The sequence below is a fragment of the Flexivirga meconopsidis genome, from assembly GCF_026162425.1.
GTDB lineage: Bacteria > Actinomycetota > Actinomycetes > Actinomycetales > Dermatophilaceae > Flexivirga > Flexivirga meconopsidis.
On sequence record NZ_JAOBQJ010000002.1, the window covers coordinates 728,571 to 752,138 of the forward strand.

Below are 23,568 nucleotides of genomic sequence, written 5' to 3' on the forward strand. Positions count from 1 at the left end.
ATCGTATGCCCGCGTCCACCTGTTGGGACGAGGATCCCACTAATCGGACGCTTCGTCGGCGCGCGCCGTGTGCACCCTGCTCAGTTCGGCGGCGCCGGCGGTCAGGTCCTTCCACGGCACCTCCACCTCGAGCAACCCCGCCGTACACGTTGGGAATCCGCTTGCCATCTTGAGCTTTTCGTCGTCGTCGCCGCGGCCCTCACTGAGCGTCGCAGCAAGACCCGGTATGCCGGGAGCGTGCCCGACCAGAGCCACCGAACGGGCCGACCTGCCCTGCTCGCGGAGGACGCCGATCAGCCGCTCGACCGATGCGTTGTAGATCCGCGGGTCGTGCTCGACGAGCGCACCGAGCTTGCCGCCTTCGACGATCGCCGCCCAGGTTTCCCGGGTGCGGGTGGCTGTCGAGCACAGCACGAGGTCGACGCTGATGCCTTGCTCCTTGAGCCACGCGCCCATCGCCTTGGCGTCGGCGACTCCCCGAGGAGTGAGCGCTCGCTCGTGGTCGGTGGTGGATTCGGGGCTTGCGGCCTTCGCGTGCCGGATGACGATGAGCTGCCGGGGTGCGGTCATACCGACGAGGATGTCACTTCCTGTGTGCGAGCCGTGGACTCGACCCGCTGCTCACGCCGCGAAAGCAACTTGGCCGCGATGATCGCTGTCAACAGCATGGCGAGCAACCGCACCACCTGCATCGTGGTCACCACCGCGCTCGAGCCGGAGCCGTGCGCAACCGCCAGCACCGCGTAGATGCCGCCGGGGGTGGTCGCGAGGTAGGCCTGCGACAGCGGTATGGCGAGCCAGTGCTGCACGAGAACGGCCAGCCCGAAGCAGCCCACGAGCGCGACCGCGATGAACGTGGCGGTCACCGGAAGCAATCGGACGAAGACGCGGATCGACGAGCGGGAGAACGCGCCGCCGGCCTGCCAGCCGATCACGATGTAGGACAACGCGCTCAACCAGACCGGCGCCGTCGGCACCACGTCCGCTCCCCCAGCCATGCCTATCGCCGCGGTGACCAACAGCGGGGTGAGCAGGAAGGGCGCCGGCAGATGGAGCCGCCGGCCGGCATACCCCACAGCCAGCACGAGGACGGCGAGGATCGCGACCGAGGCCGCACCGAACTGCCCGATCTCGGCGCCGGAGCTTCCCGACGACCCACCGGCGAGCGCGAGCAGCGCGGGCATGGTGAGGGTGACGACGATCAGCCGTAGGTATTGCGACAGCGCGACGTAGCGGTGGTCGACATCGAGCTCCGGCGCCATGGTCGAGATGCCGCTGGCCCCGCCGGCGAGCGTCGACAGCACCGCGGTCGCCGGGCGCACCTCGGGTGCGATGCGAGTGAGCAGCGCACTCGATCCGAGACAGATCACCAACGTCAGCACGACACAGACCAGGGACACCCCGAGGTATTGCCGCAGCTGCGGCCAGGTCACGAACGACAACGGGGCGGCAGCACTCACGCCGACCAGCCCTTGCGCCGGGCGCAGCAGCTGCTTGGGCGGCGTGAGCTCCTCCCCGCCCACGAGCGCCACCGCGCCGCCGGCGACCAGCGCCGCGATCAGCCAGGAGGCCTGCACGCCCAGGACATCTCCGGTGACGCCGAGCACGAGCGTGCCGGCGACGACGGTCATCCAGCGGGTCAACTGGCCAACCTGCCCACCTGCGCGAAAACGGTGCCATCGAAGAGTTTGCGAGCCGTGCGTTCGACTCGGGCGACGGTCGGCGAACCACCGTCCACGTCGATGCCGACGGTGAGCGAGCCGCTCGGGTGCTCCACCACCACGCTCGTCGCGCGGCTCGGCACCAGCTCGGCAGCCAGCGTCCCGGGCAGCGCGGCAGCGCTGGCGAGGCAGATGGCGCCCGAGACCGCGTGCGCCGGATGACATTGGTCCGGCACGAAGTAGCGGGAGCGGATGGCGCCGTCCGCACCGGCGGACAGCACCATCACCTTGGGCAGCACCGAGCCGCTGACGTCACCCAGTCCCATCCGCTCGCCGATCGCGCGACGCAGCGTCTCGATGCGTCGCAGCAGCATCGAGTCCTCGTTCAGCGCGGCAGCACTCTCGGCGCCGGTGAGCCCGAGGTCCGTGGCCCGCAGCAGCACCGCGCAGACGCACGCGTCGATCGCGGTGAAGGGCACCCCGTCCACGCAACCCTGTCGGCTGCCGGCCGGGAAGAGCGATCCCGTTGTGCCTCCTGCGAATTCGCGGAATGCGAGGGAGACGGGGGCGGCTGGCCGGGTCAGGCCGCTGATGTGACGACTCCCGGCATACTCCACCTGGCCGGAGGGGGTGTTGACGACACACTCGACTCGGGCACCGGTGTTGACCAGTCGCACCCGCACCGGCGTCTGCGCACCGCGGGACCCGACCAGGCCGCGCTCGATCGCGAACGGGGCGACCCCCACGAGCACGTTGCCACAGGTGGGCTTCCAGTCGACGCCGATCGCGCCGGGACGCACCTGCGCAAAGAGATAGTCGACGTCGCAATCGGGCTCACGGGACGGGCTCACGATGGCGACCTTGCTGGTGGTCGGACTGCCACCGCCGAGCCCGTCGATCTGCAACTGATCGGGCGAGCCCATGACCGCGGGCAGCAACTCGTCGAGGTCGGCATGCGTGGCGTCGAGGTCGGACTTGAGGAAGTACATGGCGCGCGACGTGCCGCCGCGCATCATCATCGCCGGTACGGACAGAAACATCGCTGGCTGGCTCCATCTGGCTGACAACCGGAAACTGACTGAAACCACAAAATCAACTGTCAGTTGAATTGTGTCGAGTGTTCGCCGATTTGGCCACCCCCGTGTCCTGTGCGTCGAGTCACACAGCAAGGTCGTCGGAAACCCTTGTTCTGACGGGTGTTTCACCCACATCATGGGAAGGTGTCCAGTCGTGTCGCACCGGATCCCCAGTCCTGGGGCGGGCGACTCGATGCTCTCGTCCGAAACCGGCGGACAACTCAATCGTCTGACAGTGGACCGCTCACCAATGACGAGCTCGCGGCCGCGCTCAAACGGTCCTCCCCCGGTCTGAAGGTCAGCGGCGCCTACCTGTCCGCATTGCGCACCGGGCGGCGCAGCCACCCGTCGACCGAGCTCCAGCTCGCGATCGCCGACCACTTCGGGGTGCCGGTGTCCTACTTCTTCGACGGGCAGCTGCCGGACGAGTCGGACGCCGTCATACGCGACCAGTTGGACGAGCTCGGTGTTCGTTCGATCGCCCTCCGGGCGGTCGGCCTCGATGACGTCGGTCGCTCGACCGTGCTCGCGCTGCTGGACCACGTGCGCGAACTACAGGGTCTACCGCCGGTCGACGACGAAGCCGAAGGCGACGGATGAGCGATCGCGCCCGGCGAGTGCATGAGCACAGCAGGAGTCTGTTGCGCTCGGCAGGAGTCTGGCGTTGTCGCGAGCTCGACCACATCTGCGCCGCCGTCGAGCAGCACACCGGACGACAGCTGGTGCGGTCGGCCACCCACCTCGACGCGGCGACGGTGCACGGCGCGGTGGTGCGCACCGCGGACATCGACTACGTCATCGTCGAGTCGCAGACCAGCCCCGATCACCAGCAGCACATCCTGCTGCACGAACTCGGTCATCTGCTCTGTGACCACAGCGACCAGGCCCATGGCCTGCTCACCCGCAGCACCTACACCGATCCGCTGGAGTACGAGGCAGAGGTCATCGCCTCACTGCTGGGTCAGCATCTGCGCCGCGCGGCCGATCCGCTGCACCTGCAGCCCGTCGATCCGCAGGTGCACCGGCTGCTGGACTCCTTCGGGCTGCTCGGCAGGTGACATGCTGCTCAACATCGCCTTCCTGGTGCCGGCCCTGCTCTGCTGGTGCGGTGCGGTCTACTGTCTGAATTTCCTTCGTAGTCACCCCAATCCGGCGGTCACGGCAATCCTTGTCTCGTTCGTCGCACGCGGCACCGCCTTCCTGCTCGGCGCACCTCGGGTCTATGGCGTCGTCGACCGGGTCGTCGGCGAGACCAACACCACGCGTCTGTTGATCAACATCTGCGGCATCGTCTGGAGTCTCGCCGTGGGTGCGGCCGTGCTCTATTGGAGCCGACCGCGGGCCGACGCCGAGCTGACCCTGCGCCGCTGGACCGCGATCGCGGGCACCGCCGTAGCGGCATCGATCGTGCTGTGGGTCAGGGCGAACCTGCCCGAGTCGGCCCTGCCCGAGACGGCACTCGGCTTCTCCGCGGCCGGCGCGCACGAGTGGTCGGTCGCCGCACTGATGGGCATCTACCACCTGTCGATGACGGTCGCGCTGGTTGCGTTGGCCGTCTCCGCACGCCGTTTTCTCCACCACGTCCGATCCCCGCTGGTGCGCGGCGCGCTGATCGCGACGACCCTAGGCAGCGCGTGCTACCTGCTCTTCTCCCTCAATCGCCTGCTCGTCATCGGCAGCGGGCTGGTGCACGGTCCGGACCTGGCCATCGAGTTCGCCTCCCCTGTGCTGACCGGCGTCGGAGCGACGATCATGATGCTCGGCCTGACCGCTCCCATCTGGTGGCGACACGTGCTGTGGTGCCACACCCGGTGGTCGGTATGGCGCGCGCACCGCGCTCTGGAACCGCTGTGGCGCGACGTCGTCGGCGCCCTGCCGCACGTGGCTCTGGACCCTGCCGGGAGCCGAGTGGGCGACCTGGACTTCCGGCTCTATCGGCGCCGGGTCGAGATCTGCGACGGCCTGCACGCGCTCGGCGTGTGGCACCGGGTGGCGAGCGCCGGCACCGACGACGAGTGGCTCACCCGCGTCGGCCGGACCTACGCGCGGGAGCGGCGCCATGACGTGCGGGTCGGCCACGGGTGGCCGCTGGAGCGTTGACGCCGGCGAGCACGACGACGAGCGCGCCCAGCACCAACCACCAGGCGAGGGTGCCGACCGGCAGAGTCAGCCCATCGCCGTCGAAGTAGGTGATCGACCGCACGGCGTCGACGCCGGCGCCGCCGGGCAGCCACCGCACCACCGCACTCCAGACCGGCGGCAGCAACGCGAAGCCATAAGCGCCGCCGGCGGCCGGACCACCGACCGCGACCAGCACGAGCACCGACAGGCCGAGCCCGAACCCGCCGAAGAGCCGAGCCAATGCCAGCGTCAGCACGGCACCGGTCAGCACGACCAGGGCACCGAGACCGGCGAGCTGGGCCGTGTCAGTGTCGAAGGCACTCAGCAAGCCGGTGACCAGGAAACTGCCGGAAAGCCCTGCGGCTGCTGCGAATACGAGCGATCCGACCAGCCACCACGCGGGGTGACGGCGCTCCGGTCGACGGACGATGTCGCGGCTGGTCACCAGCAACGCCGCGAACAGGTATCCGCTGACCAGCCAACACACCACCAGGTAATAGCCGGTCACGCCGCCGGGATCGTTCGGTTGCACCGGCGTGATGTCCTGCGCGCGGACCGTGCGTCCCTGGCTCGCATCGACCTGGGTGATCGCCAGCCGCAGTCCCGTTGCGGCCGTTTGCCCCTGCGCGGAGCTGGTCAGCAGCAGGTCCTGCTTGCGTTGTGGGTCGAAGACCAGCACGGCCTGCACATCATCCTGACGCAGCGACTGCTCGGCGCCTGCCCGATCGGAGCCGATGTCGGCCCAGATCGGCCCACCGTCAATGGCATTGATCCGGTTGGCCATCAGGCCCGCCCAGCCCCGGTCGGGCGACACGACGGTCACCCGGAGTCGGTCCGCGCCCGACTCGAATGCCCCGACATACGTCAGCACGAAGACTGCCTGCACGCCGAGCGCGACGATCGCCAGCCACAGCACCCGGACGCCGAGGGAGCGCTGCTTCACCGCACCGGGTTCTGCAATGGCTCGCCGGCCGCGTAGCGGCGCAATTCGGTGCGAAGGAGGCGCAGTGCCCGCGGGGTGAAGGCCGTCGTCGCGCCACCCACGTGTGGGGTGATCAGCACACCCTGCGTCCGCCAGAGCGGATGCTCCTGCGGCAGCGGCTCGGGCTCGGTGACATCCAGCGCCGCGCGCACCCGGCCTGCCGCACATGCCTCGACGAGCGCGTCGGTGTCGACCACTCCTCCGCGAGCTACGTTGACCAGCAACGCATTCGGCGGCATCGCAGCCAGGAAGTCGGCGTCGACCAGATGACGGGTCGCGTCGGTCAACGGCACGATCAGGAAGACGACGTCGTGCTGCGGCAATAGGTCGGGCAGCTCGTCGATGCCGTGCACCCGGTCGACCAGCTCGTCCCCGTCGCGCGGCTTGGAGGCCACCGCCGTGACCTCCACCTCGAAGGCGAGCAGCCGCTTCGCGAGCGCGCGACCGATCGAGCCGTAGCCGATCACCAGGGCATGCCGGTCGGCCAGCGACGGTCGTCCCGCCATACGCAGCCAATCACCCTCGGGCTGCGCCCGAACCGCCTCGGCGATGCCGCGCTGCGCGGCAATCGCGAGACCGACCGCGAGCTCGGCGGTCGAGGTGTCATGGATGCCGCGGCCGTTGGCGAGTTGCACCCCGTCCGGCAGATAAGGGATGGCGTGCTCGTAACCGGCGGTCACGAGTTGCACCGCCTGCAGCTTCGGCAGCTGGGCGAGGCGTTCGAGGCGCTTCGGGTTGCCCATGTATGGCGGGACGACCACTTCGATGTCGTCCCGCGGCGGGTCGGCCTTCATGTCCCAGTGCACGACCTCCACCCCGGGCACGTCACTCAGCGGCTCGACCCACTCCTGCTCCGCGATGGAAACCACGACCATGCGTTGCACGGTATCGTCCGCCTCCGGCAGTGGTGCTCAGGCACGCACCGGCAGGGAGCGCACGCCGCGGATGGTCGTGGTGCGTCGCATCGGCACCTTGCCGGCCAGGTGGAGCCTCGGCATGCGCTCGGCGATCGCGCGAAGCGCAATCTCGCCCTCGAGCCGGGCCAGGCCCGCGCCGAGGCAATAGTGGATGCCGCTGGAGAACGCGAGGTGGTCGCCGCCGTCGGTGCGGGTGATGTCGAAATCGTTGGGCCGGCCGAAGGCTGCCGGATCGCGGTTTGCGCCACCGAGTGCGGTGACAACCCAATAGCCCTTTTTCACAACGGTGTTCGCGATCTCGGTCTCCTGCATCGCCACGCGTGAGGTGAACTGGATCGGCGGGTCCCAGCGCAGGGTCTCCTCGATCGCGGCCGCCGCGAGCGACGGGTCGTCGACCAGCAACTGCCACTGGCCCGGGTGCCGCAGAAGGGCGTGGACCGCGTTGCCGATCAGGTTGACCGTGGTCTCGAAGCCGGCCACCAGCAGCAGCTGACACAACGGCAGGATCTCCTCCGGCCGGATCGTCTCGCCACGTTCGGCCGCGAGCACCGACAGCAGGTCGTCACGCGGGTCCGCCGCGCGCTCCTGCAGCAGTCGGGAGAACATCCGCTCGAGCGCGAGCTTGGCGCCATACGCCTGATGAGCGTGCCGCATCGACTTGATGCCGTCGAGCGCCTTGCCGAGCGCGGTGCCGTAGCGGGTGAACCTGTCGGCGTCGGCGTCCGGCACCCCGAGCAGATCGCTGATCACGTTGATCGGCAGGGGTGCCGAGACCGCACGCTGCAGGTCGAACGTCTCGCCGGCGGGCACCCGGTCGAGCATCGAGTGCACGGTCTTGTCGATGCTGGTCTCGTAGGAGGCCATCCGGCGCGGGGTGAAGGCCGGAGCGGCGACCCGGCGCAGGCGGGTGTGGTCGGGCGGGTTCTTCTCCAGCATCGACAGGTCGAACTCGTCCGACTCCCGGCCCACCCCCTCGCGCCCGACGGTGCCAAAGTCGCGATTCTTCAGCACGTCCTTGCACACGGCATGGGTCGCGGTCACCCACGTGCCCGGCAACCGTCCACGGCTGAGCTCGCCGCGCTCCCGCACCTGGTCGTAGAGCGGGTAGGGGTCGCCATGCCATGGGGTGAGGCCGACCCGGGCGAGCGGGTCGCCGCGCAGCCGGGCGTCCAGCTGGGTCTTGAGTTTCGCCGAGTAGAGCTGGCCGGCGAAGGCCCGCGCCAGCCGCAGCTCCTGCCAGTCGATCGGTGACTTCACGCTACAAACGTAGTGCGAAACCGGTCACACCCGCTACGGCCGCCGCCTACGATCCGAGTCCGGCGCACCTGCCCATTCCCGCCGACCGTCGTCACAAAAGTGCACCACCGGCGCACGCACCTGCCCATTCCCGCCGACCGTCGTCACAAAAGTGCACGTCGGCAGCCGGGCAGCGTCAGGTGAGCTTGGCGAGGATCAGCTCGCGCGCCTTGGCCGCGTCGGCCTGCCCCTTGAGCTCCTTCATCACCTGGCCGATGAGCGCGCCCGCCGCGTTGAGCTTGCCGCCGCGCACCTTGTCCGCGACATCGGGATTGGCGGCAATCACCTTGTCGACCGCCGCCTCCAGCGCTCCGTCGTCCTGCACGAGCTCCAGGCCGCGGGCGTCAGCGACCGCGGTCGGCGCACCCTCACCGGCCATCACGCCCTCGAGCACCTGACGGGCCATCGAGTCGTTCAGCCGGCCGCCCTTGACCAGGCCGTCCAGCTCAGCGACGTGTGCCGGGGTGACGCCGAAGTCCTCGACGGTCCTGCCCTCGACGTTGGCGCGACGCGCGAGCTCACCGGTCCACCATTTGCGGGCACCGGCCGGGCTCGCACCCTCGGCAACGGTCTGCTCGATCAGGTCGACAGCGCCGGCGTTGATGACGTCGCGCATCTCCAGATCGCTGTAACCCCAGTCGGATTGGAGACGCTTACGACGCTGCGCCGGCGGTTCGGGCAACGTGCCACCCAGCTTCTCGACCAGCTCGGCGGCCGGTGCGACCGGCACCAGGTCCGGCTCCGGGAAGTAGCGGTAGTCGTCGGCGTCCGACTTGGGGCGCCCGGCGGTCGTGATGCCGGTGTCCTCGTGCCAGTGCCGCGTCTCCTGGGTGATCGTGCCGCCGGCGTCGAGCACCGCCGCCTGGCGGCTGATCTCGTAGCGGACCGCGCGCTCGATCGACCGCAGCGAGTTGACGTTCTTGGTCTCAGTGCGGGTACCGAACTTCTCGGTGCCGACCGGGCGCAGCGACACGTTGGCGTCGCAGCGCACCGAGCCCTGCTCCATCTTCACATCGCTGATGTCGAGGGCCTTCAACAGATCTCGCAGTGCCGCGACGTAGGCACGGGCGATCTGCGGAGCGCGGGTGCCTGCGCCGACGATCGGCTTGGTGACGATCTCGATCAGCGGGATGCCGGCCCGGTTGTAGTCGACCAGCGAATACTCCGCGCCCTGGATGCGACCGGTCGCGCCACCCACGTGCAGCGACTTGCCGGTGTCCTCCTCCATGTGGGCACGCTCGATCTCGACCCGGAAAACCTCTGTGCCGTCACCGGATTCGGTCGGCACCTCCACGTCGAGGTAGCCGTTGTAGACGATCGGCTCGTCATACTGGCTGGTCTGGAAGTTCTTCGGCATGTCCGGATAGAAGTAGTTCTTCCGGGCGAAGCGGCTCCAGTCGGCGATGCTGCCGTGCAAAGCCAGGCCGAGGCGGATGGCCGACTCGACGGCCGAGGCGTTGACCACCGGCAGCGCACCGGGCAGCCCGAGGCAGACCGGGCACACCTGGCTGTTCGGCTCGGCGCCGAAAACCGTTGAGCAGCCACAGAACATCTTGGTCTTGGTGTTGAGCTCGACGTGCACCTCGAGACCCATGACGGGGTCGTAGGTCTGCAGCGCCTCGTCGTAGTCGACGACTGCGTCGGTCATCGTGCGTCCGCCTTTCCGGCCAGCTCCGGAGCTTGCGCGAGAATCGGCCCGCCCCACTTCTCCTGCAACGCGGCCTCCAGGGCGGCACCCACCTGGTAGAGCCGCTCGTCCTTGGTCGCCGGCGCGAGGATCTGGAAGCCGCTCGGCAGACCGTCCTCGGCCGCCAGGCCGTTGGGGATCGACATGCCGGGCACACCCGCCAGGTTGGCCGGGATCGTCGCAACATCGTTGAGGTACATGGCCATCGGGTCGTCCAGCTTCTCGCCCAGCTTGAACGCCGTCGTCGGCGCGGTCGGGGTGACCAGCACGTCGACCTTCTCGTATGCCGCGGCGAAGTCGCGCGCGATCAGCGTGCGGACCTTCTGCGCCTGCCCGTAGTAGGCGTCGTAATAGCCGGCCGAGAGGGCGTAGGTGCCGAGGATGATGCGACGCTTGACCTCGTCGCCGAAGCCGGCGTCGCGAGTAGCGGCCATCACCTGCTCGGCGCTCGGACTGGCGACACCCTCCGGGCCGACGCGCAGGCCGTAACGCATGCCGTCGAACTTGGCCAGGTTGGAGCTCGCCTCGCTCGGCAGGATCAGGTAGTAGGCGGCCAGCCCCTTCTCGAAGCTGGGGCAGCTGACCTCGACGACCTCGGCGCCGCGGTCGACCAGCAACTGCACCGACTCGTCGAAGAGCTGCTTAACGCCGGGCTGGAAGCCCTCACCCGAAATCTCTTTGATGACACCGATTTTCAGACCCTTGACGTCGGCCTTGCGTGCGGCCTCGACGACCGGCGGCACCGGTGCGTCGATCGACGTCGAGTCCATCACATCGTGCCCGCCGATGACCTCGTGCAGCAGCGCGGCATCGAGCACCGAGCGGGTGCACGGCCCGGCCTGGTCGAGCGAACTCGCCAGCGCGATCAGGCCGTATCGGGACACCCCGCCATACGTCGGCTTGGTGCCGACCGTGCCGGTCACGGCAGCGGGCTGGCGGATCGAGCCACCGGTGTCGGTGCCGATCGCGAGCGGCGCCTCGAACGCGGCAACCGCGGCCGAGGAGCCACCGCCCGAGCCACCGGGGATGCGGTCGAGGTCCCACGGGTTGTGCGTGGGGCCGTATGCCGAGTGCTCGGTCGAGCTGCCCATGGCGAACTCGTCCATGTTGGTCTTACCCAGGATCGGCATACCGGCCGCGCGCAGTTTGGCGACCACCGTCGCGTCGTACGGCGGCACCCAGCCCTCGAGGATCTTGCTGCCGGCCGTGGTGGTGAGGCCCTCGGTGGCGAGCACGTCCTTGACCGCGACCGGCACGCCGGCGAGCGGGCCCAGCTCCTTGCCGGCGGCCCGCGCCTCGTCGACGGCCCTCGCGGTGGCGAGCGCGCCCTCGGCGTCGACCTGGAGGAAGGCGTGGACGTCGCCGTCGACCTCGGCGATGCGGTCCAGGTGAGCCTGGGTGACCTCGACGGAGGTGGTCTCACCGGCGGCGAGCGCGGCGGCGATGTCGGCCGCCGTCATACGGGTGTAGTCAGTCATCGGGTGGTTCAGCCTCACTCTTCGTCCAGGATGCGCGGCACCGCGAAGCGGTCTGCCTCGGCGCGGGGAGCAGCAGCAAGCGCCTGCTGCGGGGTCAGGCTGGGGCGCACCTCGTCGGTGCGGGTGACGTTCTCCAGCGGCAGCGGGTGCGACATCGGCGGGATGTCGTCGGCCGCGATCTCCCCGACGGTGGCGACGAAGCCGACGATCTGATCGAGCTGGCCGGCGAGCCGGTCGAGTTCGTCGTCGGACAGCTGGATGCGGGCGAGCATGGCGACGTGGGCGACCTCGTCGCGGGACAGCGCAGACATGCCGCGCAGTCTATTCGCGGTCCAGACCGGCCGAAGGACGGCCATAGACATGAGGGGCGCGAAGGGGCGATGAGGGACGAATCAGCCCTTCGCAGCCAGAGCCTCTTTGACCACGGCCGGGTCGGGGTTGGTCATCGGGATGCCGTCGATGACCACCGTCGGCACCACTTCGTTGCCGTCGTTCACGCTACGGACGAACTCCGCAGCATCGGCGTCCTGCCAGATGTTGCGCCATTGCGCCTTGCTCCGATCGGCCCCGATGATGGCTTCGAGTCTGGTACAGAAGGGACAACCAGGTCGCCAGTAGATCGTCACGTCGGCATTCACACCAGCGACCAACGCCGGTGTATGACGCGGCATTCCGCGGTGATAGAAATGAATAGCAGAGCTAACTTCTCAAGTGGTTCACCAAGGAGGACGTCATGCCAGGCATCACCATCTCTTCCGCGTATGGCGCGGGCGGCAGTGTCGTTGCACCCAAGGTTGCCGAGCGCCTCGGCGTCGCCATGCTCGACCGGGCGATCAGCGCCCGCGTCGCGGACGACCTCCAGGTCTCGCTCGACGAGGCGCAGCACGGCGAGCGCAAGCAGAGCTTTGCCGACCGGTTCTTCTGTGCGCTCGCCCCGCTTGCCGACACCGTTGCCGGCGACGCCGAGATCGCGCGCAGCGATCAGGCCGGCGCGACCGAGTTCCGCACGGACGCCAACAAGATCATGAGCGACGCCCTCGACAAGGGCGCGGTGATCCTCGGTCGCGGCGGCGCGGCCGCCTTCCAGGACCGTGACGACGTCCTGCACATCCGCTTCTACGGCACACCGGAGCAGCGACTGGACGCGGCCATGCGGTTCAGCGGGGTGAGCGAGGACGAGGCGCGCGGGCACATGGAGCGGACCGACGCCGCCCGGGCGAAGTACGTGCACCACCTCTACGGTCGCGACATCAACGACCCGTCGCTCTACCACCTGCAGTTCAACACGCCGCTGCTCGAACAGGGTCAGTGCATCGAGATGATCGTCGACGCTTACCAGGCGTTCCTGGCCAAGAAGGGCGAGCGCGTCGCAGCCGGCTGACGTCTCGTAAGCGAAAGTGCCGCTGACGTCACGGATGCTTACGGCCCCGCGATGGGGAGCGCGTCTCCTGAGAGCCGCGTCTCCCGGACTGCGCGCATCCCGTAAGCGATAGTGCGCCCGACGTCACGCTTGCTTATGAGATGCGGCGGCCGCGCGGACGATGTCGGCGGTGAGCTCGAGGTGGCCGCGGTGCTGGGCCAGTTCCTCGTAGATGTGCATGAGCACCCCGCCCTGGGTGCGCACCTCGTCACGGTCCAGGTCGCGCTCGCGCAGCGGGCCACGCGGCGGTGCCACACCGTCGAATCCGTCGAGATCGCAAGCAAATCGGGCGCGTTGCGCCGCCACCAGCTCCAGCAGCTCGTGCACCGGGCCAGACGCCACGAACTCCGCATCGCGGTCGCGCTCGATCGGCCGGTCGGCGAGCACCCGGCCGCCCCAGAACTCCAGCACCCCCGCGCAATGCCGCAACAACTGGTATGCCGTGTTGCCTCCGGGCAGCCCGGTGCCGGCGTTGGCCAGGTCGTCACCCAATGCGCGGACGGTGGCGCACATGCCGTCGAGCGCCCGGTCGATGTGCACCTGCACGGCGTGCACCGGGACGGCGTCAGTCATCGGCTGACTCCTCGTCACCGGGTGTTCCGGGTGGGCCCTGCTCCAGCAACTCGACGAATCCGGCCTCATCGAGCGTCGGCACGCCCAACTCGGCGGCCTTGTCGGCCTTGGAGCCGGCATTGGCTCCGAGCACGACATACGACGTCTTCTTCGACACCGACCCGGCGGCCTTGCCACCACGGGCCAGGATCGCCTCCTTGGCCGAGTCGCGACTGAACGCCTCGAGCGACCCGGTCACCACGACCGTGAGCCCGATGAGCGTCTGCTCGATCGACTCGTCGCGCTCGTCGGCCATCCGCACCCCGTCGGCCGCCCAACGCTGGACGATCTGCTCGTGCCAGTCGACAGCAAACCACTCGGTCACCGCCTGGGCGATCACTCCCCCGACTCCGTCGGCGGCCGCCAGCTCCTCAAGACTCGCCGCACGCAGAGCCTCGATCGAGCCGAACTCGGCGGCGAGCGCACGCGCCGCCGTCGGCCCGACATGCCGGATCGACAGCCCCACGATCACCCGCCACAGCGGCTGCGACTTCGCCTGCTGCAGATTGTCCAGCAGCTTGACTCCGTTGGCGGACAACACTTTTCCGTCGACGACGTGCTCGGGGTCGTCGGTCTTCTTGGCCGCCCTCGTGTAGACCGGCACCCGCGAGAGTTGCTCACGGGTCAGCCCGAACAGCGTCGACTCGTCGGTCAGCACACCCGAGTCGAGCAGGCTGACAGCACCCTCCCAGCCGAGCGCCTCGATGTCGAAGGCGCCCCGGCCGGCAAGGCTGAACAGGCGCTCCCGCAGCTGCGACGGGCAGGTGCGTGAGTTGGGGCAGCGGATGTCCTTGTCGCCGTCCTTCTCGTAGGCCAGCTCGGTGCCGCACGCGGGGCAGTGCGTCGGCATCACGAACTCCCGCTCGGTGCCGTCGCGCAGGTCGACCACCGGCCCCACGATCTCGGGTATGACGTCACCGGCCTTCCGCAGCACGACCGTGTCGCCGATCAGCACGCCCTTGCGCTGCACCTCGGAGGCGTTGTGCAGGGTCGCGTTGGCCACCGTCGAGCCCGCCACGACCACCGGCTCCATCACCCCGAACGGTGTCACCCGGCCGGTGCGACCGACGTTGACCTCGATGTCGAGCAGCTTGGTGTTGACCTCCTCCGGCGGATACTTGTAGGCGATCGCCCACCGCGGCGCCCGCGAGGTCGACCCGAGCGCGCGCTGGGTGGCGATCTCGTCGACCTTGACGACTACTCCGTCGAGCTCGTGCTCCACCGAATGCCGATTGTTGCCAGCCCATTCGACGTATTTGGCCACCTTGGCGCCGGTGTCGACGACCTTGGAGTGGGTCGAGACCGGCAGACCCCAGTCGCGCAGCAGGTCGTAGGCCTGCGACTGCCGCTGGATGTCGAAGCCGCGGCGCGCGCCGATGCCGTGCACCAGCATCCTCAACGCCCGGCTCGCGGTCACTCGCGGGTCCTTCTGCCGCAGCGAGCCGGCGGCGGTGTTGCGCGGATTGGCAAAGGGTGGCTTACCGGCCGCCACGAGCGAGGCGTTGAGCTTCTCGAAGTCCGCCATCCCCATGAAGACCTCGCCACGCACCTCAACCAGCTCGGGCACGTTGTCGCCGCTCAGCTTGTGCGGAATCCCTTCGATGGTGCGGACATTCGAGGTCACGTCCTCGCCGGTGGTGCCGTCGCCACGGGTCGCCGCGCGCACCAGCCGGCCGTTCTCGTAGGTGAGGTTGATCGCCAGCCCGTCGATTTTCAGCTCACACAGGAAGTGCACCCGCGCGTCGCCGATGTCGCGTTGCACCCGGGTGATCCACGCGGCCAGCTCCTCGGCACTGAACACGTTGTCCAGGCTGAGCATCCGCTCGGCGTGGGTGACCGCAGCGAAGTCGGTGTTGAAGACCGCCCCGCCGACCTGCTGCGTCGGACTGTCGGGGGTGCGCAGCCCTGGGTGCTGCTCCTCCAGCTCGTTCAGCCTGCGGTTCAGCGCGTCGTACTGGCCGTCGCTGATCGTCGGGGAATCCTTGACGTGGTAGGCGAACTGGTGGCCGCGCACCTCCTCGGCAAGCTCGGTCCACTCGTGGCGGGCGTCGGCCGGGATCTCGATCTCACTCACGTTGCGTCATCATTCCGTAAATCACCGACACCTCAGTGCTGCGCCGCCTCGGTCAGCAGGTCGGCCGCCTCCACACTCAACCGTTGTATGGCGAGAGCTGCGGCCGGTGCCGCCCCCGCAAGACCGCACGCCGGCGTCACGACCACTGCGTCCAGCAGCCGCGTCTCCAAGCCGACCCGGCGCCACCGATCGACGAAGGGGTCGACGTGCTCGCCCGGGTGCCGCGCGACCGAATCGGTCGGCACGATGCCGGCCCAGAGGCGACGACCGGACTCGACCAGCTCCGCGACACCGTCCCACTGCGGGGCCTTCAGCAATGCGACGTCGATCGCTAGCTCCAGGCCGTCCAACTGCCGCACCAGCGGCACCGGGACGTCCGGTGCGCAGCAGTGCAGCACCTGCGAATTAACCTGTCCCGCAATGCTTTCGGTGACAACGGCAAGCCCGTCGCGCACGGCGATCGGCTCGACCGCGCGCACCCGCCCGAAGCCGGACGCCGTCGGCAACCGACCGGCCAGCACCGCGGGCAGCGACGGCTCGTCCCACTGCACGATGAGGTCGGCGCCCGGCACCAGCCGCTGCACGGCGCTGACGTGATCCCGAACGCCGGCGGCGAGCGACTGGATCAGGTCACGGGTCGCTCCCGGGTCGGTCACCGCGCGTTCGCCGCGCGGCAGTGACACCGTCGCCGCGAGGGTCCACGGGCCGCACACCTGCAGCTTGAGTGGACCGGAGTAGCCGTCATACACCTCGGCCAACTCGTCGAGGTCCTGGCGCAGGAAACCACCTGCTCGCACGACGTCCCGCCCGGGCGCGTCGGTCAGCCGCCACCCCGAGGGCTGCAGATCGACCGGCAGCTCGACCAGGAGCGCCGCCGTGCGACCGATCAGATCGGCGCCGGGTCCTCGGCCCGGCAGCTCCGGCAGGTAGGGAATCCCCTTGTCGTCATACAACTCCCGCACGGTGCGCATGGCACGGGCGATGTCCTCACCGGGCAGCGAACCGATGGCGCTGGCGTCAGTCACGCCGGTCAACGATAGTCGGCCAGCGGCTTGTTACCGATGCCCTCGAGCGAACCGCGCACCGGCTCGGCGGTGTTGACGAAGCAAATGGCGGTCACGTAACCAAGGTCCCACTGCGCCTGCGTGCGGGTGCTGAATCCGCCTTCGATGTCCTTGCGGGTCACCCCACCCAGGTAGGACTTCATCGCCGTGGTGCACAACGGCCTCGCGCGCTTCTCCAACTCCTTGATGCCCGGGTAGCGGTCGCCCGGCTTGCCGAGCGGCACCTTGGCGATCGCCTCCGCCCTGTGCGGGTCCTCGCAGGTGGGCACCGTCTCGCCGGTCTGTCCCTTGTCGAAGGTCCGCTTGTCCAGGCAGACGCGCCCGCGCAGCAGCCGTTTCGGGTCCCGCAGCACGTCCTTGGCCACCTTGGCGGTCATCCCGGCGCTGTCACCCGCGGCGTTCATCGGGAAGGTCAGGCAGACGATGCGTTGGTCGGCCTCCGGGTCGGAGGAGACCGATGCCGCGATCGACCGCCGACTGGTCACCTCGGTCTGGCCGCCGATGTACTTCTCCACCTGCGTGATGCAGGTGGTGTTGCGCACCCGGTTGCGTTCCTTGAGGTCCGACGGCTGCTTGGCATTCGGCACGATGGCCGCCACCTCGTAGGTGTGGCCCATCGTGCAGTCGCTCGCCTGGAACCCGCCGACCTGGTCGTCGTCGAGACACTGGCCGACCTTCAGCCCGCGCATGAGACCGGGTCCGCGCACGGTCGATTCCGGGGTCGGCGTCGTCGTGGCGCCACTCGACGACGGCGTCGATGCCGGCGATGACGACGGCGCTGACGATGACGGCGGCGCCACCACCACCGACGCCGTGCCGGACCCGCAAGCGGTCACCAGCGCGACCACTGCCGCCCCCGCCATCACACCTCGCGAAAGCTCCCCTAGCTTCACGAAACCCCCTCAGATCACTGATACTTCGACAACGGCTGATTCTTCATGTCCTTCAGCGGCTTGACGAACTTGCCATTGGTCGCCTCCACGAAACAGGCGGTGAGCGTCGTACCCCGGCCCCACGGCCCGGGGCCGGAGTGGTTGGACGCGGCAACGACGTCCTTGCGCTCGACGCCGCCGAGGTAGGTCTTGGCCAGGGTCTTGCACTTGTCGTAGGCGATCTTGTCGGTCGCCGCCTCACCGGGGTATGGCGTGTTGGCCTTCCCGATCACGTAGCCGCCGATCGTCTCGGCGGCGTGCGGCTGACTGCACGGCACGATCGTCGGCGAGTCGGACTGGCTGGGGCGATCGGGGGTGCAGACCCGGTAGTCGACGTACCCCTTGTCCTTCAGCAGGTTCTTGATCGGGTAGGTGATCTTCTCGTAGCCGGAGTCGTCGTCCTTGGTCACCGCCGTCGCGCACACGATGCGGCTGGTGTTCTTCGGGTCGGCCGAGGTCGGCACCGGCTGTGCCAGCACCCGGGAGAAGTAGCCGGCCTGATTGCCGACGTAGTCGCCGAGGACGTCGTTGCACGTCCAGGTCCGCAGCACCGAGCGCTTCTTGACATCGTCGTTGTACTGCGACGTGGGGACCACCTTGGTGATCTCCATCTTGTGCTCCTGGTCGCACGGGGTGAGTTGCCAGTTGACGGTGTCGTCGTAGCACTGACCGGGTGCGAAGTCGGCCGCGGCCGAGGTGGCCGGCTCACTCGGGGCGGTCGAGGTGTTCGGCGACGAACTCGGCGCGGTCGGCGCGCTCGACGTGGTCGACGGTGCCGTGACGGACACCGTTCCCCCGTCGCTGCCGCAGGCGGCAAGGGCGAGGCACGCGGCTCCCGCTGCCCCGGTGGCCATGAGTCGTCGTGCGGACTTTCGTGCAGGCTGCATGTGCTTGTCTCCCTCTGGTTGCGCCGCAACGATATCCCGCGGCGCAACCCTCAGACGCGCCCAGCCCGGCTGATGGTTGCAGAGCCGACCACACGAGTGCCGTCATACAGGACGACGGACTGCCCGGGGGCGACCCCGCGCGCTCGGCGGTCCAACCGCACCTCGATGCTGTCGCCGGAAGCCGTTGCGACGGCAGGGATTTCCTCGCCGTGTGCCCGCAACTGAGCTCCGACCCGGCGCTCCCCCACCGGTGCCGCACCGCACCACCGGGCGTGATCGCCGTGGATCAGGTCGACCCCGAGCAGGTCCTGCGTGCCGACCACGACCGTGTTGGTGCGCGGCTCGACGTCCACCACGTAACGCTTCGCACCGTCGGTGCGCGGCACCTTCAGCCCGAGCCCGCGCCGCTGGCCGACCGTGTAGGCGAAGGCACCCTCGTGCTGCCCGACGACCTCGCCGTCGGTGTCGACGATGTCGCCGGGCTGTTCGCCGAGGCGCCGGGTCAGCCAGCCCTTGGTGTCGCCGTCGGCGATGAAACAGATGTCGTGGCTGTCCGGCTTCTTGGCCACCGAGAAGCCGCGCTCGGCGGCCTCGGCCCGGATCTGCGGCTTGGTGGTGTCGCCGAGCGGGAAGAACGACCGGGCCAGCTGGTCGGCGTCCAGCACCCCGAGCACGTAGGACTGGTCCTTGGCCGGGTCGACCGCGCGGTGCAGCTCCCGGCCGCCGGGCCCGTCGACGATCTGGGCGTAGTGGCCGGTGGCGACCGCGTCGAAACCGAGCGCGAGCGCCTTGTCCAACAGGGCCGCGAACTTGATGCGCTCGTTGCAGCGCAGGCACGGGTTGGGGGTGCGCCCCGCGGTGTATTCGGCGACGAAATCGTCGACGACGTCCTGCTTGAAGCGCGCGGCCATGTCCCAGACGTAGAACGGTATGCCGATCCGGTCAGCCACCCGGCGGGCGTCCCCGGCGTCCTCGATCGTGCAGCAGCCGCGCGCCGACTCCCGCAGGGTCGCCGCGGACTGGGAGAGCGCCAGGTGGACGCCGACCACTTCGTGACCGGCCTCGACCATGCGGGCTGCGGCGACGGCAGAGTCGACGCCTCCGCTCATGGCAGCAACGACGCGCATCAGGCACCCCGGCTCGCGGCGCGCGCCCGGCGGGCGCGCTCGACGGCGGCGGGCAGTGCATCCAGGAACGCGGCGACGTCGGCGTCACTCGAGGAGTGCCCGAGGGTCAGCCGCAGCGCACCACGGGCGTCGTCCTCGGCAATGCCCATCGCCAACAGCACATGGGACGGTTGCGGCACCCCGGCCTGACACGCCGATCCCGTCGAGCACTCGATACCGGCGGCGTCGAGCAGATAGAGCAGTGAGTCACCGTCGCAGCCAGGCACCCGCAGGTGCGCATTGCCGGGCAGCCGCCGGGTGACGTCACCCACCTCATGCGCCCCCGTCACCTGTATGTCGAGACCCGCGTCGAGCGCACCCCCGATGAGCTTGTCGCGCAATGCGACCAACCGGTCCTGCTCGTCCTGCAGCGACGCCGTCGCGAGCTGGATGGCCACGGCCAGGCCGCGAATGCCGGGGACGTCGAGGGTGCCGCTGCGGAACTCGCGCTCCTGACCTCCGCCGTGGGTGAGCGGCACGACCTGGGCATCCCGGCGCGCGAGCAGCAGACCGACGCCCTGCGGGCCGCCGAACTTGTGTGCGCTGGCGCTCAGCAGGTCGGCGCCGGAGGCAGCGAAATCGACCGGGAGCTGCCCGACCGCCTGCACCGCGTCGGTGTGGAACGGAATGCCGAACTCGTGTGCCACCGCCGCAATCTCGGCGACCGGCTGCACCGTGCCCACCTCGTTGTTGGCCCACATCAGCGACACCAGGGCCACCGAGCCCGGGTCGCGCTCGATGAGCGCGCGCACCCGCTCCGGGTCCGCGCGGCCCTCGGAGTCGACCTCGATCCAGTCGACGCGGGCGCCGTGCTCGGCGACGAGGAACTCCACCGAGTCGATCACCGCGTGGTGCTCGGTGCTGCCGACGATCAGACGGTCGCGCCGCGGGTCGTCGCCACGCCGGCGCCAGAAGGTGCCCTTGATCGCCAAGTTGTCCGACTCGGTCCCGCCGGAGGTGAAGATGACCTCGGATGGCCCGGCGCCGAGCGCGGCGGCCACTTGCTCACGGGACTCCTCGACCACCCGGCGAGCGGCCCGGCCGGCCGTGTGCAGGGACGAAGCATTGCCGACCGTCGCCAGCTGCTGCGCGATCGCGTCGATGACCTCGGGGCGGGCCGGCGTGGTTGCCGCGTGGTCCAGGTAGACGGGAAAACTCACCCAGCAAGCCTACGCGCGTGACTCATCGCACTCTTTGCCACACTATGGCGCGTGAGCCCCACTCGCCGTCTCGCCACCGCCGCACTCTGCGTCACGTCGCTCGCACTCACCGCCTGCACCTCCTCCGGCCAGGACGAGGCGGCACCGACCGCCGGCAACACCTCGACCTCGCCGCTGCCCTCCGGCTGCACCGGCAAGGCGGCGCCCACCTTCTCCGGCACTGCACTGCCGTATGGCGCCGCCGCGACCACCGGCAACGGCGGCGCGCTCCAGGTGCAGGTCGGCACGCCGACCGCATCGGCGGCGGCCGGCAAGGACGGCATGAAGGTGATCCAGGTGCCGGTGACGGCGAGTGTGCGCACCAACGGCACGTTCGCGGTGAACAGCGGCCAGTTCGTCCTGGTGAGCGCCGACGGCAAGACGTGCGCCACCCCGTCGGTGAACCCGCTGTCCGACGGGTTCGCGGCACTGACCGTCGACGAGCAGAGCCAGGGCACCGGCGCCGTGGCGTTCCTCGTTCCGCAGCAGCTCGGCCCCGACTCGTTCCGGGTGCGTTATTTGGCCGCGCCGGGAGCGAGCAGTGCGGCGGCCGAGTGGCGCGCGGACGCCAGTGCCCCGTCGTCGAGCGCAGCCTCCGCGGGTTGTGACGGGCCGACATCGAAGCTGAGCGACAAGGGTGCTGCGTCATACGGCTCGCAGGTGACGGTGGGTGACAGCACCGTCTCGGCGACGATCCGGGCGCAGAACCCGACGCGGCGGGCGTTCAAACCGGGCACGACGCAGCCCAACGACGTCGACGCGATCGACGTCACACTGCAGGTGAGCGCCAAGGGCGCACCGGCATACGTCGATCGCGCGGCCTTCGTGCTGGTCGATGACCGGCACCACACCTGCCGCAGCTCCAAACTCGGCAGTCAGGGCGAGAACCTCACCAGCGCTCTGGTGCAGCCGGGCAAGTCGGGCAACTACACCATCGTCTTCTGGGTGCCGAAAGGCCGCACGATCAAAGGACTTTCGCTGTTGCAGCTGGACAAGCCGGGCGGCTCCAAGGTGGTCGCGGCCTGGCACGGCACCGACACGCTGGCTCCCCTGCCCTGAACGCAGCGCGGCCCGGCACCTGATCGGGTGCCGGGCCGCGCTGCGTTGGTATGACGGTCAGCTCTTGGCAGCCTTGACCGCGTCGTTGGCCTGCGGGAGCACGGTGAACAGGTCGCCCACGACCCCGAAGTCGACCAGCTCGAAGATCGGCGCCTCCTCGTCCTTGTTGATCGCGACGATCGTCTTGGACGTCTGCATGCCGGCCCGGTGCTGGATCGCGCCGGAGATGCCCGCCGCGACATACAGCTGCGGGCTGACCTGCTTGCCGGTCTGACCGACCTGGTTGGAGTGCGGGTACCAGCCCGCGTCGACCGCGGCGCGCGAGGCACCCACGGCAGCGCCGAGAGTGTCGGCGAACGCCTCCACCGGCGAGAAGTCACCGCCCGTGCCGCGACCGCCGGAGACCACGATCTGGGCCTCGGTCAGCTCCGGACGACCCGACTTCTGCTTGGGCTCCGATGCGGTCACCTGGGTCGCCTTGCCGGCGTCCGAAACGGTCACCTCGACCGGTACGGCGGTGGCACCGGCCTGCGCGGCCTGCGGAGCGGTGGCGTTGGCCTTGACCGTCACGATCGCCGTCGGCGTGGTGACCGTCGAGGTGACGGTGAAGTTGGACGCGAACGCCGACTGAGTCGTCTTGACCCCGCTGTCACCGGCCTCGACGTTGGTCGCGTCGGTGATCAGACCGGAGCCGGTCTTGACCGCCAGGCGGGCCGCGGCCTCCTTGTTGACGCCGCTGGTCGGCAGCAGGATCGCCGCCGGGCTCGCCTGCTCGGCGACCGCAGCGAGTGCCTCGGCCAGCGGGGCGGCGAGTGCACCGGTCACGTCCGGGTTGTCGATGACGTAGACCTTCTCGGCGCCGAACTGCGCCAGTCGCGGGCGCGCAGCCTCAACGTCCTTACCGACGAAGACGGCGGACGGCTCGCCGAGCCGGCGGGCCAGGGTGAGCAGTTCGGCGGTGTTCTTCTTGACCTGACCATCGGTGTGGTCGACCAGAACGAGTACTTCAGCCATGATGAATCTCCTTGGTATCGCTAGTCGTTCGCGGTCAGATCAACTTGGCCTTGGCGAGGAACTCGGCCAGCTTGGTGCCGCCGTCGCCTTCGTCGGTGACGATTTCGCCCTGCTCGCGCGGCGGGCGCGCGGTGAACGACTCGACCTTGGTCCAGGCGCTCTCCAGACCCACCTGACCGGCGTCGACACCCAGGTCGGCGAGCGACCAGGTCTCCACCGGCTTCTTCTTGGCGGCCATAATCCCCTTGAACGAGGGGTAGCGCGGCTCATTGATCTGGTCGGTCACCGAGACCACCGCGGGCAGCGGCGCCTCCAGGGTGTCCGACGCGGCATCGCTGTCGCGGCGACCGGTGACCTTGCCGTCGGCGATCTCCAGCGAGGACAGCTGGGTGATCTGCGGCAGGCCGAGACGCTCGGCGAGCATCGCCGGCACCACGCTCATCGTGCCGTCGGTGGAGGCCAGACCCATCAGCACCAGCTCCGGGCTGCCACCGGCGGCCTTCTTGACCGCCTCGGCGAGCACGAGCGACGTCGCGGGCGCGTCCGAGCCGTGGATCGCGTCATCCAGCACGTGCACGCCCTTGTCGGCGCCCATCTGCAGGGCCTTCTTGATCGCCTCGGCGGCGCCGTCCGGGCCGACCGTGACGACCGTGACCTCACCCTCACCGGCCTCGGCCAGCTTGAGCGCCTCCTCGACGGCATACTCGTCCAGCTCGGACAGCAAACCGTCGACGTTGGTGCGGTCAGTCGTGTTGTCCTGCGAGAACGTACGGTCCGCCTGGGCGTCCGGCACGTACTTGACACAGACCACAATGTTCATGTGTCGATCGTCCTTTTCGGTGGGAACGGGTGATTCGGGTACTACGGGACGTACTGACGGTCAGGCTACCCGTCAGTAACAATGCGTGGACAGGGGGCCACCC

At 69.2% G+C, this 23,568-nt stretch carries 24 protein-coding genes; 5 read left to right on the forward strand and 19 right to left on the reverse strand.

All coding sequences use genetic code 11. The features are described 5' to 3' along the window. Positions 1–39: 39 nt before the first annotated feature. The 3 genes from N2M23_RS08770 to N2M23_RS08780 are packed head-to-tail and all read right to left on the reverse strand — an operon-like array spanning position 40 to position 2,701. Positions 40–570, reverse strand: a complete 531-nt coding sequence (locus N2M23_RS08770) for a SixA phosphatase family protein (protein ID WP_265444799.1) — start codon at positions 568–570, stop codon at positions 40–42. Beyond that, positions 567–1,643: an AbrB family transcriptional regulator gene (locus tag N2M23_RS08775; RefSeq protein WP_265444800.1), complete on the reverse strand. Its 1,077-nt coding sequence runs from the start codon at positions 1,641–1,643 to the stop codon at positions 567–569. The genes N2M23_RS08770 and N2M23_RS08775 overlap by 4 nt, the downstream gene beginning before the upstream one ends. After that, positions 1,640–2,701: a PrpF domain-containing protein gene (locus N2M23_RS08780; protein ID WP_265444802.1), complete on the reverse strand. Its 1,062-nt coding sequence runs from the start codon at positions 2,699–2,701 to the stop codon at positions 1,640–1,642. Before N2M23_RS08780 ends, N2M23_RS08775 begins: the two co-directional genes overlap by 4 nt. A gap of 180 nt (positions 2,702–2,881) precedes the next feature. Between N2M23_RS08780 and N2M23_RS08785 the strand changes: the two genes are divergently transcribed. From N2M23_RS08785 to N2M23_RS08795, 3 genes are read left to right on the forward strand one after another with little or no spacing between them, the layout of a single operon-like run. Then, entirely contained in the window at positions 2,882–3,337 is a 456-nt protein-coding gene (locus N2M23_RS08785; RefSeq protein ID WP_265444803.1) for a helix-turn-helix domain-containing protein, read from the forward strand. Beyond that, entirely contained in the window at positions 3,334–3,795 is a 462-nt protein-coding gene (locus N2M23_RS08790) for an ImmA/IrrE family metallo-endopeptidase (protein ID WP_265444804.1), read from the forward strand. The genes N2M23_RS08785 and N2M23_RS08790 overlap by 4 nt, the downstream gene beginning before the upstream one ends. Position 3,796: 1 nt before the next feature. Then, positions 3,797–4,837 carry an MAB_1171c family putative transporter gene (locus N2M23_RS08795; RefSeq protein ID WP_265444805.1) on the forward strand — a complete coding sequence of 347 codons (1,041 nt, stop codon included), beginning with the start codon at positions 3,797–3,799 and terminating at the stop codon, positions 4,835–4,837. On the opposite strand, the gene N2M23_RS08800 is transcribed toward N2M23_RS08795, so the two are convergent. From N2M23_RS08800 to N2M23_RS08830, 7 genes are all read right to left on the reverse strand, one after another. After that, positions 4,758–5,801 carry a hypothetical protein gene (locus tag N2M23_RS08800; protein ID WP_265444807.1) on the reverse strand — a complete coding sequence of 348 codons (1,044 nt, stop codon included), beginning with the start codon at positions 5,799–5,801 and terminating at the stop codon, positions 4,758–4,760. The two genes, N2M23_RS08795 and N2M23_RS08800, sit on opposite strands and share 80 nt — an antisense overlap. Further along, complete coding sequence (locus N2M23_RS08805) at positions 5,798–6,715, reverse strand: 2-hydroxyacid dehydrogenase (RefSeq protein ID WP_265444809.1); 918 nt, start codon at positions 6,713–6,715, stop codon at positions 5,798–5,800. The genes N2M23_RS08800 and N2M23_RS08805 overlap by 4 nt, the downstream gene beginning before the upstream one ends. Before the next feature lie 36 nt (positions 6,716–6,751). Further along, positions 6,752–8,014, reverse strand: coding sequence for a cytochrome P450 (locus N2M23_RS20965; RefSeq protein WP_265444810.1), 1,263 nt, complete (start codon positions 8,012–8,014; stop codon positions 6,752–6,754). 175 nt (positions 8,015–8,189) lie between these two features. Next, positions 8,190–9,701: an Asp-tRNA(Asn)/Glu-tRNA(Gln) amidotransferase subunit GatB gene (gene gatB / locus N2M23_RS08815; RefSeq protein ID WP_265444812.1), complete on the reverse strand. Its 1,512-nt coding sequence runs from the start codon at positions 9,699–9,701 to the stop codon at positions 8,190–8,192. Then, positions 9,698–11,218, reverse strand: coding sequence for an Asp-tRNA(Asn)/Glu-tRNA(Gln) amidotransferase subunit GatA (gatA, locus tag N2M23_RS08820; RefSeq protein WP_265444813.1), 1,521 nt, complete (start codon positions 11,216–11,218; stop codon positions 9,698–9,700). Before gatA ends, gatB begins: the two co-directional genes overlap by 4 nt. A gap of 14 nt (positions 11,219–11,232) precedes the next feature. Continuing rightward, positions 11,233–11,529, reverse strand: a complete 297-nt coding sequence (gene gatC, locus N2M23_RS08825) for an Asp-tRNA(Asn)/Glu-tRNA(Gln) amidotransferase subunit GatC (protein ID WP_265444814.1) — start codon at positions 11,527–11,529, stop codon at positions 11,233–11,235. Positions 11,530–11,610: 81 nt separating this feature from the next. Further along, the gene (locus N2M23_RS08830; protein WP_265444816.1) at positions 11,611–11,856 is read right to left on the reverse strand and encodes a glutaredoxin domain-containing protein; all 246 of its coding nucleotides are present in this window, start codon (positions 11,854–11,856) and stop codon (positions 11,611–11,613) included. Between the two features lie 95 nt (positions 11,857–11,951). Between N2M23_RS08830 and N2M23_RS08835 the strand changes: the two genes are divergently transcribed. Beyond that, entirely contained in the window at positions 11,952–12,599 is a 648-nt protein-coding gene (locus N2M23_RS08835) for a cytidylate kinase-like family protein (RefSeq protein WP_265444818.1), read from the forward strand. 123 nt (positions 12,600–12,722) lie between these two features. On the opposite strand, the gene N2M23_RS08840 is transcribed toward N2M23_RS08835, so the two are convergent. From N2M23_RS08840 to N2M23_RS08870, 7 genes are read right to left on the reverse strand one after another with little or no spacing between them, the layout of a single operon-like run. Continuing rightward, entirely contained in the window at positions 12,723–13,211 is a 489-nt protein-coding gene (locus N2M23_RS08840; protein ID WP_265444819.1) for a mycothiol transferase, read from the reverse strand. After that, entirely contained in the window at positions 13,204–15,324 is a 2,121-nt protein-coding gene (gene ligA / locus N2M23_RS08845; RefSeq protein WP_265444820.1) for an NAD-dependent DNA ligase LigA, read from the reverse strand. Before ligA ends, N2M23_RS08840 begins: the two co-directional genes overlap by 8 nt. A gap of 32 nt (positions 15,325–15,356) precedes the next feature. Continuing rightward, a complete protein-coding gene (locus N2M23_RS08850) occupies positions 15,357–16,349 on the reverse strand; it encodes a uroporphyrinogen decarboxylase/cobalamine-independent methonine synthase family protein (RefSeq protein ID WP_265444821.1) in 993 nt (330 codons plus the stop codon). Positions 16,350–16,354: 5 nt separating this feature from the next. Then, complete coding sequence (locus N2M23_RS08855; protein WP_265444822.1) at positions 16,355–17,251, reverse strand: septum formation family protein; 897 nt, start codon at positions 17,249–17,251, stop codon at positions 16,355–16,357. A gap of 44 nt (positions 17,252–17,295) precedes the next feature. Continuing rightward, a complete protein-coding gene (locus N2M23_RS08860) occupies positions 17,296–18,207 on the reverse strand; it encodes a septum formation family protein (RefSeq protein ID WP_265444823.1) in 912 nt (303 codons plus the stop codon). Between the two features lie 50 nt (positions 18,208–18,257). Next, positions 18,258–19,334 carry a tRNA 2-thiouridine(34) synthase MnmA gene (mnmA, locus tag N2M23_RS08865; protein ID WP_265444824.1) on the reverse strand — a complete coding sequence of 359 codons (1,077 nt, stop codon included), beginning with the start codon at positions 19,332–19,334 and terminating at the stop codon, positions 18,258–18,260. Beyond that, positions 19,334–20,533 carry a cysteine desulfurase family protein gene (locus tag N2M23_RS08870; RefSeq protein ID WP_265444826.1) on the reverse strand — a complete coding sequence of 400 codons (1,200 nt, stop codon included), beginning with the start codon at positions 20,531–20,533 and terminating at the stop codon, positions 19,334–19,336. The genes mnmA and N2M23_RS08870 overlap by 1 nt, the downstream gene beginning before the upstream one ends. Before the next feature lie 51 nt (positions 20,534–20,584). Here N2M23_RS08870 and N2M23_RS08875 point away from each other — a divergent pair, with 51 nt between their 5' ends. After that, a complete protein-coding gene (locus tag N2M23_RS08875) occupies positions 20,585–21,631 on the forward strand; it encodes a hypothetical protein (RefSeq protein WP_265444828.1) in 1,047 nt (348 codons plus the stop codon). A 57-nt stretch (positions 21,632–21,688) separates the two neighbouring features. Here N2M23_RS08875 and N2M23_RS08880 read toward each other — a convergent pair whose 3' ends face one another. Together N2M23_RS08880 and N2M23_RS08885 are read right to left on the reverse strand one after the other, a co-directional pair. Continuing rightward, complete coding sequence (locus N2M23_RS08880; RefSeq protein ID WP_265444830.1) at positions 21,689–22,645, reverse strand: electron transfer flavoprotein subunit alpha/FixB family protein; 957 nt, start codon at positions 22,643–22,645, stop codon at positions 21,689–21,691. Between the two features lie 34 nt (positions 22,646–22,679). Then, positions 22,680–23,465 carry an electron transfer flavoprotein subunit beta/FixA family protein gene (locus N2M23_RS08885; protein WP_265444831.1) on the reverse strand — a complete coding sequence of 262 codons (786 nt, stop codon included), beginning with the start codon at positions 23,463–23,465 and terminating at the stop codon, positions 22,680–22,682. Positions 23,466–23,568 lie beyond the last annotated feature (103 nt).